Genomic DNA, 12,514 nt, shown 5'->3' on the forward strand with positions numbered 1-12,514 from the left:
AGATGCACCGCCGCGAACTGTTGCGCTTCAGCCTTGGCGCCAGCGTCTTTCTGGCCGGTACCAGCCTGGTCGGCTGCAGCGCACAGACAGCCGCAACGGGTTACCGGGTACTGCGGGACGACGATCTGCCGATGTTGCGCGCGCTGATCCCGGTAGTACTGGCCGGCACGCAGGCTGCCGATACTCTGGTGCTGCACAGTCTCGACCACAAGCTGGCGGCGCTGTCGCCGGAAATGCTCAAGCTCACCCGGCAGTTGTTCGACGTGCTAAACCTGTCGCTCACCCGCGGCCCCCTGACCGGCGTCTGGGGCGCCTGGGAACAAGCCAGCGCGGCACAGGTCACCGCCTTCCTGCAACGTTGGCAGGACAGCTCGCTGAACCTGCTGCGCATGGGCCACGCCTCGCTGTTGCAGTTGCTGCAGATGGCCTGGTACGAACGCCCCGAATCCTGGGCCGCCTGCGGCTACCCCGGGCCACCGAAAATCTGAAAACAACAAGAGCAGCACCAATGCCTGTACCCGACCCGTTTCGCCAAGGCCTGGAAAGCGGCTGGATCACCCACGACGCGTCGCGCCTGGAGCACGACCTCACGCTGGAAGCCGACGTTGCCGTGATCGGCAGCGGGGCCGGCGGCGCTACCAGCGCGCAAATGCTCAGCACTGCCGGCTTCAAGGTGCTGCTGATCGAAGAAGGCCCGCTGAAGACCAGCAGCGATTTCCACCTGCTGGAAAACGAAGCCTATGCCAGCCTGTACCAGGAAGGCCTGGGCCGCATGAGCAAGGACGGCGCCATCACCATCCTCCAGGGCCGCGCCGTGGGCGGCACCACGCTGGTCAACTGGACCTCCAGCTTTCGCACGCCGCCACAGACCCTGGCGCACTGGGCCGCAGCCCACAACGTGACCGGCATGGGCGAGGAGCAAATGCGCCCCTGGTTCGAGCGCATCGAGCAGGAACTGGGCATCACCCCCTGGGCCCTGCCACCGAACGCCAACAACGATGTGCTGCGCCGTGGCTGCGAACAGCTGGGCTACCGCTGGGCGGTGATCCCGCGCAACGTGCGCGGCTGCTGGAACCTGGGCTACTGCGGCATGGGTTGCCCGGTGAATGCCAAGCAGTCGATGCTGGTAACGCGTATTCCCGCCACCCTCGAACAGGGCGGCGAGCTGCTGTACCTGGCGCGGGCCGAGCGCTTCGAACACAACGGCGAGCGCATCCAGGGCCTGTCATGCCAGGCCCTGGATAGCCACGGCATACATGCCACAGGCCGGCAGGTCCGCGTTCGCGCGCGTCACTACATCCTTGCCGGTGGCGGCATCAACAGCCCGGCCTTGCTGCTGCGTTCCGACGCGCCCGACCCGCATGGACGCCTGGGCAAACGCACCTTCCTGCACCTGGTCAACTTCAGCGCAGCACGCTTCAACGACCGTATCGACCCCTACTACGGCGCCCCACAGTCCATCTACAGCGACCACTTCCAATGGCAAGGCGGCAACGATGGCCCGATTGGCTACAAGCTGGAGGTGCCACCGCTGCACCCGGCCCTGGCCAGCACGCTGCTGGACGGGCATGGCCACGAGAATGCCCAGCGCATGGCCGAGCTGCCACATACCCACGTGATGCTGGCGCTGCTGCGTGACGGCTTCCACCCGCAAAGCCAGGGCGGGACCGTGGAGCTGCGCGGCGATGGCTCACCGGTGCTCGATTACCCGGTCACCGATTACCTGCGCGACGGCCTGCGCCGCGCCTATCGCAGCATGGCGCAGATCCAGTTCGCCGCTGGTGCCACCCAGGTCACCCCCGTGCACAGCGACGCCAACGCCGCGTCCCGCCTGGAACACGCCTTGGCCATGATCGACAAGTTGCGCCTGGAGCCGTTCCGCACGCGCCTGGGCAGCGCTCACGTGATGGGTGGCTGCGCCCTTGGCGACGACCCGCGCCAGGCAGTATGCGACAGCCTGGGCCGCCATCACCAGCTGGAAAACCTGTCGGTTCACGATGGCTCACTGTTCCCCACCAGCATCGGCGCCAACCCGCAACTGTCGGTGTATGCCATCAGTGCCAGGCTCACCGAAGCACTGGTCGCCCGCCTGGCACACAGTGCATGACAAGGAACAGGCCCCCTGTCTATAGTGCCGTCAGCCGGCCGCATGACTTGGCCGGGGCGCCGTCGCTGCGCTACCATCCGACTCCCCAACGCACTCCAGCCAGGATGACGCGATGAACCGAGTGTTGTACCCGGGTACTTTCGACCCCATTACCAAAGGCCATGGCGACCTGGTCGAGCGTGCCTCGCGGCTGTTCGACCACGTGATCATCGCGGTGGCGGCCAGCCCGAAGAAAAACCCGCTGTTCCCGCTGGAACAACGGGTGGAGCTCGCCCGTGAGGTCACCAAGCACCTGCCCAATGTCGAAGTCATCGGCTTCTCCTCCCTGCTGGCGCATTTCGCCAAGGAACAGGGCGCCAACGTCTTCCTGCGTGGCCTGCGTGCGGTGTCCGACTTCGAGTACGAGTTTCAGCTGGCGAACATGAACCGGCAACTGGCCCCCGACGTCGAGAGCCTGTTCCTCACGCCTTCGGAGCGTTATTCGTTCATTTCCTCGACCCTGGTCAGGGAAATTGCCGCCCTGGGCGGTGATATCAGCAAATTCGTCCACCCAGTGGTGGCCGAGGCGCTGACCGAACGCTTCAAGAAATGACCTTTAGCGGCTGATTATCGCGCCCGCGTGCACTGCGGGCGCGAATGCGGCACAATTGTGCCCACTGCGTTGAACATGCCCGGGCGCGGAGCCCCGGCCGGAGTCCCCATGTCCCTGATCATCACCGACGACTGCATCAACTGCGACGTCTGCGAACCCGAGTGCCCGAACGAGGCCATCTCCCAAGGCGAAGAGATCTACGTGATCGACCCTAACCTGTGCACCCAGTGCGTGGGCCATTACGACGAGCCACAATGCCAGCAGGTCTGCCCGGTCGATTGCATCCCGCTGGATGAAGCGCACCCGGAAACCGAAGAAGAGCTGATGGCCAAGTACCGCCGGATTACTGGCAAGGCCTGATCCCCTCAGCCCTACGCTGTACCTGTAGGAGCGGCCTTGTGTCGCGATGGGGTGCGAAGCGCCCCCAAATTTCAGCTCCGCAGCAGAAATTGCCGGGGCCGCTTTGCGGCCCATCGCGACACAAGGCCGCTCCTACAAGTTTTTGCGTAACTTGCCTCAGCGCTGGCAACGCGGGCAATACACACTCGCCCTCTGCCCCAGCTTCACCTCGCGCAACTCCGTGCCACACACCTTGCACGGCTGCCCGCCCCGCCCGTACACGAACAATTCCTGCTGGAAGTACCCCGGCTGCCCGTCGCCACCGATGAAGTCGCGTAGCGTGGTGCCGCCCTGTTCGATCGCCGCCGCCAGCACACGCTTGATCTCGATCGCCAGCTTCAAGTAGCGCGCCCGGGAAATCCCGCCCGCTTCCCGACGGGGGTCGATGCCAGCGGCAAACAGCGCCTCGGTGGCGTAGATGTTGCCCACTCCCACCACAACCGCGTTGTCCATGATGAACGGCTTGACCGCCATCGACCGCCCACGGGACAGCTGGAACAGTCGCTCGCCGTCGAACAGGTCGGTCAGCGGTTCAGGCCCCAGGCGCAGCAGCAGTTCGTGATTGAGCGGGTCCAGGCTCCACAGCATCGCGCCAAAGCGGCGCGGGTCGGTGTAGCGCAGCATCAACCCCGACTCCAGCTCGATATCCACATGCTCATGCTTGGCCGCCGGCAAGCCCAGTTCGACCAGGCGCAGGTTGCCCGACATGCCCAGGTGACTGATCAGGGTGCCGACCTCTGCATTGATCAACAGATACTTGGCGCGCCGCTCGACACTGACGATGCGCTGCCCCGACAGTCGCACATCCAGGTCTTCCGGAATCGGCCAGCGCAGGCGCCGGTCGCGCACCACTACCCGGCTGACACGCTGGCCTTCCAGATGGGGCGCAATACCGCGTCGGGTGGTTTCTACTTCTGGCAATTCCGGCATGTGTCAGTGCCCGCCCATCTCGCGAATATTCTGCTTGAGGTTCTCGAAATCGTATTCCGACAAGCCGATGTAATCGAGCACCAGCGGGCCGACCACATTCCATTCGTGGTCCACGGCCTGGTTGCCCAGCACCCGGTACGATGCGCAGATGTGCTCGGCCATCTTCAGCACCGCCAGCAGGTTTTTAAGCTGGCTCTGGGTATTGCGCGAGCTCTCGTCGCGGAACACCGCCAGAGCGTTGTGGTGGTTGGCAATGGCCGCGCTGAGGTGCTCGGGCAGGCGCCAGGATTTGGCAGTGAAATAGCCGACCACAGAATGATTGGTGTTGAACACGCGGTTTTCGGTGTCGACCACGCGGGTTTCCTCGTCGGACTTGGCATAGGCGTCCTCCAGCACATCCATATAGTCGGGGAAGCGCTTGAGCATCAGCGGCACGCCACAGTCATGGAACAGGCCCAGGGTGTAGGCCTCGTCCGCCGCCTGGATGCCGGTGCGCTTGGCCAGGGTCAGACAGGTCATCGCCACGTCCTGGGCAGTGTCCCAGAAGCGGTTGAGGGTAACGATGGTCTCGTCGGTCATCTCACCCTTGATCGACTGGGCGTTGATCAGGTTGATGATCGAACGGCTGCCCAGCAGGTTCACCGCGCGCTGGATCGAACCGATCTTGTTGGAAAGACCGAAATGCGGGGAATTGACCAGCTTGAGCAAGGCGCCCGAGAGGCCCGGGTCCTGGGAAATCAGCTTGGCGATGGTTTCCAGGTCCGGGTCAGGCATGTACTGCTCGAACTGCAGGTCGACCATTATCTGCGGTTGCGGCGGGATGGTGATGCCTTGCAAGGCTTGCTGGATCTGTTCGGCGCTGAGTTCTTGGGACATACGTGCACACTCGTTTGGGACCGGCGATTCTAACCCTCCAGACCGGAAAGGGACCAACCACTGAATCGTTGCGCCGGAACTTTACTCTATCCATGCGGGCCTCTTTCTCATATTCATCAAGGAAAGGAGCAAGGCCCATGAGTGCAGAACTGAACGGCAAGCGAGTGGCTTTCCTGGTCACCAACGGCTTCGAGCAAGTGGAACTGACAGGCCCTCGCGAGGCCCTGGAACAGAGCGGCGCGGTGGTGGACATCCTCAGCGACAAAGAGGGAACGGTACGCGGCTGGAACCACGACCAGCCGGCTGACGCATTCGCCGTGGACGCAACCTTCGAAAGCGCCCACCTGGACCTCTACGATGCCCTGGTGCTGCCCGGTGGCGTGCAAAACTCTGACACGATTCGGTTGATTCCCGCTGCGCAGAAACTGGTGAAAAGCCACGATTCGGCTGGCAAGCTGCTGGCGGTGATTTGTCATGGTGGCTGGTTGCTGGTGTCCTGCGGGTTGGCCAAGGGCAGGCGGCTGACCAGCTACAAGACCCTGCAGGACGACATCCGCAATGCCGGCGGAGACTGGGTGGATGAAGAAGTGGTGGTCGATGGCAACCTGATCACCAGCCGCCAGCCCGATGACATTCCGGCGTTCAACCGGCAGCTGATCAAGGCATTGGCAGCCTGACGTCATCTCATGGCCGACGCGAGGCTGCTCCTGCAAGGGACGAGTGCCCAGGCAACAGGCTATAATCCCGCTCTTTTTCCCGGAGCGACGTCATGTCCCTGCCCAGCCTACGCCTCAAAGCCAATGCCGACCGCCGCCTGCGCGCCGGCCACCTGTGGGTCTACAGCAACGAAGTCGACGTCAGCGCGACCCCGCTGCAAGGCTTCCAGGCCGGCCAGCAGGCTGTTCTCGAGGCGGCCAACGGCAAGCCGCTGGGTATCGTCGCACTGAGCCCGAACAACCTGATCTGCGCCCGCCTGCTGTCGCGCGACGCCAAGCTGCCGCTGGACAAGTCGCTGCTGGTGCACCGCCTGAACGTCGCCCTGTCGCTGCGCCAGCGCCTGTTCGACCAACCGTGCTACCGCCTGGTCTATGGCGATTCCGACCTGTTGCCAGGCCTGGTGGTCGACCGCTTCTTCGACATCCTCGTGGTGCAATTGGCCTCCGCCACCATGGAAGCGCACAAGGACGACGTGATTGCAGCCCTGGTACAGGTGCTCAAGCCAAGCGGCATCCTGTTCAAGAACGACTCCTCCGCACGGGATGCCGAAGGCCTGCAGCGCTATGTCGAAACCGTCTATGGCGAGGTGCCGGACTGGGTGCCGCTGGAAGAAAACGGCGTCAAATTCGAAGCCCCGGTACGCGAAGGCCAGAAGACCGGCTGGTTCTACGACCACCGCATGAACCGTGCACGCCTGGCGCCGTACGTGAAAGGCAAGCGCGTGCTCGACCTGTTCAGCTACATCGGTGGCTGGGGCGTGCAAGCCGGTGCCTTCGGCGCCAGCGAAGTGTTCTGCGTCGACGCCTCGGGCTTCGCCCTGGACGGCGTGGAGCGTAACGCCGCGCTGAACGGCATCAGCGAGAAACTGACCTGCATCGAAGGCGATGTGTTCGAGGCCCTGCGCGAACTGAAGGCCGCCGAAGAGCGCTTCGACGTGATCATTGCCGACCCACCCGCCTTCATCAAGCGCAAGAAAGACCTGAAGAACGGCGAAGCGGCCTACCGCCGCCTGAACGAACAGGCCATGCGCATGCTGACCAAGGACGGCATCCTGGTCAGTGCCTCGTGCTCGATGCACCTGCCCGAGGACGACCTGCACAACATCCTGCTGACCAGCGCCCGTCACCTGGACCGCAACCTGCAGTTGCTCGAACGCGGCGGCCAAGGCCCGGACCACCCGGTGCACCCGGCCATTGCCGAAACCCGCTACATCAAGAGCATCACCTGCCGGTTGCTGCCAAACAGCTGATATCCGCTAAAAAGGGCCGCCTAGCGGCCCTTTCCTGCTGCAATCTCCCCGCCAGCTATCCACATCTGCATTCCCTCGCCGCGCCAGCGGTGTAGAATCGGCCTATTCATCGCCAGTCATCCCCGGCGGGTTTATGAGCTCTGCCCAAGCACGCGGCGATCCCGCGCGGTCTTCGGCCCCATCCGTGCCAGTGGCAACCGGCCTGCGGTACAAAGGACAAGAGAAGCTCACTCCCCTTTTTGTGACCTGATTAAGCCGCCAGGAGTGTTTCATGCCTGATTATCGTTCCAAGACTTCCACCCAAGGCCGCAACATGGCCGGCGCCCGTGCCCTGTGGCGCGCCACCGGGATGAAGGACGAAGATTTCAAGAAACCGATCATCGCCATCGCCAACTCGTTCACCCAGTTCGTCCCGGGCCACGTGCACCTGAAGGACCTGGGCCAGCTGGTCGCCCGCGAAATCGAACGCGCCGGTGGCGTGGCCAAGGAATTCAACACCATCGCGGTCGATGACGGCATCGCCATGGGCCACGACGGCATGCTCTACTCGCTGCCAAGCCGCGAGATCATCGCCGACGCCGTGGAGTACATGGTCAACGCCCATTGCGCCGACGCCATCGTGTGCATCTCCAACTGCGACAAGATCACCCCCGGCATGCTGATGGCCGCCCTGCGCCTGAACATCCCGGTAATCTTCGTCTCCGGCGGCCCGATGGAAGCCGGCAAGACCAAGCTGGCCAGCCACGGCCTGGACCTGGTCGACGCCATGGTCATTGCCGCCGACTCCTCGGCTTCCGACGAAAAAGTCGCCGAATACGAGCGCAGCGCCTGCCCTACCTGCGGTTCGTGCTCCGGCATGTTCACCGCCAACTCGATGAACTGCCTGACCGAAGCCCTGGGCCTGGCCCTGCCGGGCAACGGTTCGACCCTGGCCACCCACGCCGACCGCGAGCAGTTGTTCCTCACTGCCGGCCGCACCATCGTCGAGCTGTGCAAGCGCTACTACGGCGAGAACGATGAGTCGGTACTGCCGCGCAACATCGCCAACTTCAAGGCGTTCGAGAACGCCATGATGCTCGACATCGCCATGGGCGGCTCGACCAACACCATCCTGCACCTGCTGGCTGCCGCCCAGGAAGCCGAGGTGGCGTTCGACCTGCGCGACATCGACCGCCTGTCGCGCAAGGTGCCGCAGCTGTGCAAGGTTGCGCCGAACATTCAGAAATATCACATGGAAGACGTGCACCGTGCCGGCGGCATCTTCAGCATCCTCGGCTCGCTGGCCCGTGGCGGCCTGTTGCACACCGACCTGCCGACCGTGCACAGCCGCAGCATGGAAGAAGCCATCGCCAAGTGGGACATCACCCAGACCGATGACGAAGCCGTGCACACCTTCTTCAAGGCCGGCCCTGCCGGCATCCCGACCCAGACGGCATTCAGCCAGTCGACCCGTTGGGAATCCCTGGATGACGACCGTGAGAACGGCTGCATCCGCAGTGTCGAGCACGCCTATTCGCAGGAAGGCGGCCTGGCCGTGCTGTACGGTAACATCGCGCTGGATGGCTGCGTGGTGAAAACCGCCGGTGTCGACGAGTCGATCCTGGTGTTCGAAGGCACCGCGAAGATCTTCGAGAGCCAGGACAGCGCCGTACGCGGCATCCTCGCCGACGAAGTGAAGGCCGGCGACATCGTGATCATCCGCTACGAAGGCCCGAAAGGTGGCCCGGGCATGCAGGAAATGCTGTACCCGACCTCGTACCTGAAGTCCAAGGGCCTGGGCAAGGCTTGCGCCCTGCTCACCGACGGCCGCTTCTCGGGCGGCACCTCGGGCCTGTCGATCGGCCACGCCTCGCCGGAAGCCGCCGCTGGCGGCGCCATCGGCCTGGTGCGCGACGGCGACAAGGTGCTGATCGACATCCCGAATCGTTCGATCAACCTGCAGGTCAGCGACGAAGAGCTGGCCGAGCGCCGTGTCGAGCAGGACAAGAAGGGCTGGAAACCGGCTGAAGTACGCCCACGCAAGGTGACCACCGCGCTGAAGGCCTATGCCCTGCTGGCGACCAGTGCCGACAAGGGTGCTGTGCGTAACAAGGCGATGCTGGAAGGGCTGTGAGGCTCTGACGGTGTGAATGAAGAACCGGCGCCCTGGGCGCCGGTTTTTTATGCCTGTAAGGGCCCTTTCGCGGGTAAACCCGCTCCCACAGGTACAGCGCCTGGCTCAAAGGCTGCGGAGTCCTGGTGGGAGCGGGCGTGCCCGCGAAGAGGCCAGCACAGGCACCACAAGGCTTACTGAATCTGCTCCGGCGTCACGACCACCCAGTTCTTGTCCGCCGTCACCGGCAACCCTTCCTTGGCCTGCGCCGCCGCATTTTTGGCAATCATCCCGTTGATCTGGTCCATGTATTTGGCCTTGCGGTTTATCCACAAGTGGATGCCACCTTTGCCCACATCCACCCCATGAAACTGCATGTAGCCATCGCTGGTCGGCGTATCGCCCCCCACCAGCACCGGCTTCTTCCACTCATCGATATAGGTCAGGATCGCCGCCTGCTTGCCCGCCATCCAGGTGGCCGGAGTCCACAGGTACGGGGTCAGCTCCAGCCCCACGTTGGCCTTGGCATCATAGTGCCCGGCGCTGATCTGCTTGCGCGCGGTGGTCAACTGGCCGCTGGCGCGGTCCTTCAGCAACAGGCTGACGCCAATCACGTTCTGCGGCTTCACGTTGTAGCCGTACTTGGGGTCCGACGCGACCATGCGCACCAGTTCCTCTGATGCCGCGGAAATCACATAGACCTCGATACCGTTCTCCATGAGCTTGTTGTACAGCTCGGCCTGGCCCTTGAAGACCTTGGGCGGCTGTACCTCGATGGCCTTGACCTGATCGCCTTCGTAATAGGTGCTGGGGATCGGCTTGCCGGAGGCCATCAGCTCATCCACCTGCACTTTCAGCTCCTGTAGGGTAAAGCCGGAGAACACCTGGGCCACCCACGGGTAGCAGACCATGTCATCGACTTCGCACAGCCGGTAGTAGTAACTGAACAGGCTTTCCTTATGTTCGGCGGTGTCCTTGAACGGCATCAGCTTCAACGACGGGTCGAGCTTGTCACGGCTCAACAGGCCCTTGTTTTCCATGAAAGGCAGCAAGGCCTCTTCAAGATCGTAGCGGTAGCTGGTGTTGTCCATGTCGAATACCGCGTAGTTACCCTTGTTGGCATTGGCGGCGATCATGCTGTCGAGCTGCTTGGCCGCCTCGGCGGGCCAGTGTTTGAGCTCGGTGGCGAAGGTTTCGATACTGAACAACAGGGACAGGCCGACGGCGACGGCTTTCGGAGCAAACTTCATGTACGAATCTCCTGAAATGACCCAGAAACGCTAGTGCAACACCCTCCGCTGGCAGCCCTCGATAACGACCTCCATGCAGCTGCAAACGCCGCGTTCATTGCAATCCGCGACACATCGTTATTCCATAAACGACTATACACATTCCATTTGGGTATAAATTCGTTTGTTTTCAGGCTGTTAGCATTTCCGTTCGCAATCGCTCACAGGGGCGATGCCTCTTCTGCTTTTTTCTGCTGGAGCTTCAATGAACCTGCCGCTGTCCCTTAACCTGCTGGCGTTCCTGGCCCTGTTGCTGGGCCTGGCACAAACCCGCCGCACCGACTGGAGCCTGGCCAAGAAGGTATTGCTGGGCCTGGTGCTGGGCGTGGTGTTCGGCCTGATCCTGCATACCGTCTATGGCGCGGGCCACCCTGTGCTCAAGGCCACCATCGCCTGGCTCGACCTGGTCGGCAACGGCTACGTCGGCCTGTTGCAGATGATCGTCATGCCGCTGATCTTCGCCTCGATCCTCAGTGCCGTGGCGCGCCTGCACAATGCCTCGTCGTTGGGCCGCATCAGTGTGCTGAGCATCGGCACCCTGCTGCTGACCACCGCCATCGCTGCGTTGATCGGCATCGTCCTGACCAACCTGTTCGGCCTCAGCGCCGAAGGCCTGGTGGCCGGCGCCCAGGAAAGCGCGCGCATGCAGGTTATCCACAGCGACTACGCCGGCAAGGTCGCCGACCTCAACATCCCGCAACTGCTGCTGTCGTTCATCCCCAGCAACCCGGTAGGTGACCTGGCACGGGCCAAGCCGACCTCGATCATCAGCGTGGTGATCTTTGCCGTGTTCCTGGGCCTGGCCGCGCTGCAGCTGATCAAGGACGATGCCGAGAAAGGCGAGCGCGCACTGTCGGCCATCGACACCCTGCAGGCCTGGGTGATGCGCCTGGTGCGGGTGGTAATGAAGTTGACCCCGTATGGCGTACTGGCGCTGATGACCAAGGTGGTGGCCAGCTCGAACATGGAAGACATCCTCAAGCTGGGCAGCTTCGTGGTGGTGTCGTACCTGGGCCTGGCGCTGATGTTCGTGGTGCACGGCATTATCCTCGCCGCCACCGGCGTGAGCCCGCTGCGCTTCTTCCGCAAGGTGTGGCCGGTGCTGACCTTCGCCTTCACCAGCCGCTCCAGCGCCGCCAGCATTCCGCTGAACATCGAAGCGCAAACCCGCCGCCTGGGCGTACCGCAGTCGATTGCCAGCTTCAGCGCATCGTTCGGTACCACCATTGGCCAGAACGGCTGCGCCGGGCTCTATCCCGCGATGCTGGCGGTGATGGTGGCGCCGGCGGTGGGCATCGATACCTTCGACCCGCTGTGGATCGCCACCCTGGTGGCCATCGTCACCCTGAGTTCGGCAGGTGTTGCCGGCGTAGGTGGCGGTGCAACTTTCGCCGCACTGATCGTGCTGCCGGCCATGGGCTTGCCGGTGGAGCTGGTGGCGTTGCTGATTTCGGTGGAGCCGCTGATCGACATGGGCCGCACGGCGTTGAACGTGAACGGTTCGATGACCGCAGGGGTGGTGACCAGCCAACTGCTGAAAGAGACCGACAAGGATGTGCTGGCTGGCGATGAACATGCCGAGCTGAGTCATTCCTGACAGATTGCCGGGGGCGCGTTGCGCCCCTGTCGCGACACAAGGCCGCTCCTACAATCGCCCAGCGTACGCCGATCAATGTAGGAGCGGCCTTGTGTCGCGATAGGGCTGCAAGGCAGCCCCGGCAATCTCAAACCTTGTCCCAGACCTCGAAATGATACCCAGGCTTGCCTTCCTCAGCCTGCGCCTCGCTCGATACCCGCTTCCACTGCCCCCGATCGAACTCAGGGAACCACGCATCCCCTTCCGGCGACAACTCGACCCGCGTCAGGTACATGCGGCTGACCAGCCCTTTCTCCAGCGCTTGCCCATACAGCTGCGCCCCGCCAATCAGCATAAGCTCATCAACGCCCTGCTCACGCGCCCACTGCTCGGCCCGCACCAGCGCCTCTTCCAGCGAGCCAAACACCTCGGCCCCCGCCAGTTCCAGCCCTGCCTGCCGGCTGACGACGATATTCAACCGCCCGGGCAATGGCCTGCCCAGCGAGTCCCAGGTCTTGCGCCCCATGATGATCGGCTTGCCCAGGGTAGTGGCCTTGAAGTACTTGAAGTCCCCCGGCAGATGCCAGGGCATGGAGTTGTCGACGCCGATCACGCGGTTCTCGGCGTGAGCCGCGATCAGGCTGAGGGGGAGTGATGTATTCATGCCAGCGAGGATAGCACCGGGCG

12 protein-coding genes are annotated in these 12,514 nt (G+C 63.3%); 8 read left to right on the forward strand and 4 right to left on the reverse strand.

Annotated features, from left to right (window positions below; all coding sequences use genetic code 11):
• Window positions 1–2: 2 nt before the first annotated feature.
• The 4 genes from ACK56M_RS27695 to ACK56M_RS27710 all read left to right on the forward strand — a co-directional run bounded on the left by ACK56M_RS27695 (window position 3) and on the right by ACK56M_RS27710 (window position 3,059).
• Window positions 3–488: a hypothetical protein gene (locus ACK56M_RS27695; RefSeq protein ID WP_015272165.1), complete on the forward strand. Its 486-nt coding sequence runs from the start codon at window positions 3–5 to the stop codon at window positions 486–488.
• Between the two features lie 20 nt (window positions 489–508).
• The gene (locus tag ACK56M_RS27700) at window positions 509–2,107 is read left to right on the forward strand and encodes a GMC family oxidoreductase N-terminal domain-containing protein (protein ID WP_411959165.1); all 1,599 of its coding nucleotides are present in this window, start codon (window positions 509–511) and stop codon (window positions 2,105–2,107) included.
• A 112-nt stretch (window positions 2,108–2,219) separates the two neighbouring features.
• Window positions 2,220–2,699 carry a pantetheine-phosphate adenylyltransferase gene (gene coaD, locus ACK56M_RS27705; RefSeq protein WP_014861498.1) on the forward strand — a complete coding sequence of 160 codons (480 nt, stop codon included), beginning with the start codon at window positions 2,220–2,222 and terminating at the stop codon, window positions 2,697–2,699.
• A 108-nt stretch (window positions 2,700–2,807) separates the two neighbouring features.
• Window positions 2,808–3,059 carry a YfhL family 4Fe-4S dicluster ferredoxin gene (locus ACK56M_RS27710; RefSeq protein WP_013974644.1) on the forward strand — a complete coding sequence of 84 codons (252 nt, stop codon included), beginning with the start codon at window positions 2,808–2,810 and terminating at the stop codon, window positions 3,057–3,059.
• Between the two features lie 156 nt (window positions 3,060–3,215).
• Here the strand turns inward: ACK56M_RS27710 and mutM are convergent, their stop codons facing one another.
• Together mutM and ACK56M_RS27720 are read right to left on the reverse strand one after the other, a co-directional pair.
• Window positions 3,216–4,028, reverse strand: a complete 813-nt coding sequence (gene mutM / locus ACK56M_RS27715; protein ID WP_010955661.1) for a bifunctional DNA-formamidopyrimidine glycosylase/DNA-(apurinic or apyrimidinic site) lyase — start codon at window positions 4,026–4,028, stop codon at window positions 3,216–3,218.
• Between the two features lie 3 nt (window positions 4,029–4,031).
• The gene (locus ACK56M_RS27720) at window positions 4,032–4,850 is read right to left on the reverse strand and encodes an HDOD domain-containing protein (protein WP_170976286.1); all 819 of its coding nucleotides are present in this window, start codon (window positions 4,848–4,850) and stop codon (window positions 4,032–4,034) included.
• Window positions 4,851–5,041: 191 nt separating this feature from the next.
• Here ACK56M_RS27720 and ACK56M_RS27725 point away from each other — a divergent pair, with 191 nt between their 5' ends.
• The 3 genes from ACK56M_RS27725 to ilvD all read left to right on the forward strand — a co-directional run bounded on the left by ACK56M_RS27725 (window position 5,042) and on the right by ilvD (window position 8,983).
• Window positions 5,042–5,581 carry a type 1 glutamine amidotransferase domain-containing protein gene (locus ACK56M_RS27725; RefSeq protein WP_054573399.1) on the forward strand — a complete coding sequence of 180 codons (540 nt, stop codon included), beginning with the start codon at window positions 5,042–5,044 and terminating at the stop codon, window positions 5,579–5,581.
• A 92-nt stretch (window positions 5,582–5,673) separates the two neighbouring features.
• A complete protein-coding gene (locus tag ACK56M_RS27730; RefSeq protein WP_013974648.1) occupies window positions 5,674–6,870 on the forward strand; it encodes a class I SAM-dependent rRNA methyltransferase in 1,197 nt (398 codons plus the stop codon).
• A 271-nt stretch (window positions 6,871–7,141) separates the two neighbouring features.
• A complete protein-coding gene (gene ilvD, locus ACK56M_RS27735) occupies window positions 7,142–8,983 on the forward strand; it encodes a dihydroxy-acid dehydratase (RefSeq protein ID WP_025340988.1) in 1,842 nt (613 codons plus the stop codon).
• 173 nt (window positions 8,984–9,156) lie between these two features.
• Here ilvD and ACK56M_RS27740 read toward each other — a convergent pair whose 3' ends face one another.
• Window positions 9,157–10,212 (reverse strand): haloacid dehalogenase-like hydrolase, encoded by a 1,056-nt coding sequence (locus ACK56M_RS27740; protein ID WP_411959166.1) that lies wholly within the window; start codon window positions 10,210–10,212, stop codon window positions 9,157–9,159.
• Between the two features lie 244 nt (window positions 10,213–10,456).
• Between ACK56M_RS27740 and ACK56M_RS27745 the strand changes: the two genes are divergently transcribed.
• Window positions 10,457–11,848 carry an L-cystine transporter gene (locus ACK56M_RS27745; protein ID WP_015272173.1) on the forward strand — a complete coding sequence of 464 codons (1,392 nt, stop codon included), beginning with the start codon at window positions 10,457–10,459 and terminating at the stop codon, window positions 11,846–11,848.
• Between the two features lie 127 nt (window positions 11,849–11,975).
• Here ACK56M_RS27745 and ACK56M_RS27750 read toward each other — a convergent pair whose 3' ends face one another.
• The gene (locus tag ACK56M_RS27750) at window positions 11,976–12,491 is read right to left on the reverse strand and encodes a dihydrofolate reductase (RefSeq protein WP_054573402.1); all 516 of its coding nucleotides are present in this window, start codon (window positions 12,489–12,491) and stop codon (window positions 11,976–11,978) included.
• Window positions 12,492–12,514 lie beyond the last annotated feature (23 nt).

This window comes from Pseudomonas sp. s4, from assembly GCF_046764235.1.
GTDB classification, from domain to species: domain Bacteria; phylum Pseudomonadota; class Gammaproteobacteria; order Pseudomonadales; family Pseudomonadaceae; genus Aquipseudomonas; species Aquipseudomonas asiatica.